We start from the raw sequence: 934 nt of genomic DNA, 5'->3' as shown, positions 1-934 counted from the left end.
GTCTTTGACCGCGCTTGTCACCGAGGTCGTCCCGCGAATGCAGCAACGGCACCTCGTTGCGCTGCGCATAGGCAAGCGAGCGCAGCATCGTCTCGAAGGCGCGCGGGTCGACGCCATCGGCTTTCATGACCAGCCGGATCATCGGATCCCGGACGGCCTCATCTATGGTAAGATCGCGGCGCTGTGGCATTGGCCGGCTCCTTGTCTGTCGATTCGCAGCACGTGCTCGCGAACCGTTTTCATCTTTTCACCGGCCGAGGCCGCATGATTGGCAGTTTCTTGTCCCTCTCGTCGGCAGGGCCAGTTCACGGCCTTGTTATTGACGGTGGACGATATAGGTGTTACCAGTAAGTAACATTCTGGAAGTTACAGACCGGTAACACCCTAGTCAAGAGGTGGCCGAGGGTTTTTTGGAAACGAAAGGAGATCATGATGACAGACGGCATCGTGGAGCGCTCTCGTCCCCGGGATCGGATCCTGGAGACGGCACGCGACATGTTCCACAAGCATGGCATCAAGGGTGTCGGCGTTGACGCCATCACCGAAGCTGCCGGCACGAACAAGATGACGCTCTATCGTCACTTCGAATCCAAGGACGAACTGATCGTCGAATGCCTGCGCGCCAATGCGGCCAAGGCGGGCGCTATGTGGGATGCGTTCGAGGCCGAATTTCCTGGTGACAAGCTTGCCCAACTGCATGCCTGGGTTCGCAAGGCGGCTGCCATGCTCAATGCGGATGGGCGCGGCTGCGACATGGCCAACGCCGCCGCTGAGCTGACCGAGCCGGACCATCCGGCCAGGCTGGTGATCAAGGAGCTCAAGGAAGCCCAGCGCGAGCGCCTTGTGACGCTATGTCGGGATGCGGGCATCGGCCAGGCTGAACTGCTCGCCGATACGCTGTCGCTTCTGCTCGAGGGCGCGCGGGTTAGCGTGC

The 934-nt window shown here is 60.8% G+C and carries 2 protein-coding genes; one reads left to right on the top strand and one right to left on the bottom strand.

Annotated elements, in window-relative coordinates; genetic code table 11:
- Positions 1–190: hypothetical protein (locus EN750_RS36445; protein ID WP_127399425.1), on the bottom strand; the 190-nt coding region annotated here is incomplete at its 3' end.
- 242 nt (positions 191–432) lie between these two features.
- On the opposite strand from EN750_RS36445, the gene EN750_RS36440 reads away from it, so the two are divergent.
- The coding region (locus EN750_RS36440) for a TetR/AcrR family transcriptional regulator (protein ID WP_145968291.1) at positions 433–934 on the top strand (502 nt) is incomplete at its 3' end.

Source organism: Mesorhizobium sp. M7A.F.Ca.ET.027.03.2.1 (assembly GCF_003999175.1).
Classification (GTDB): Bacteria; Pseudomonadota; Alphaproteobacteria; order Rhizobiales; family Rhizobiaceae; genus Mesorhizobium.
The sequence above is the reverse complement of the archived record's forward strand: the minus strand, read 5'-3'. Positions and strand labels throughout refer to the sequence as shown.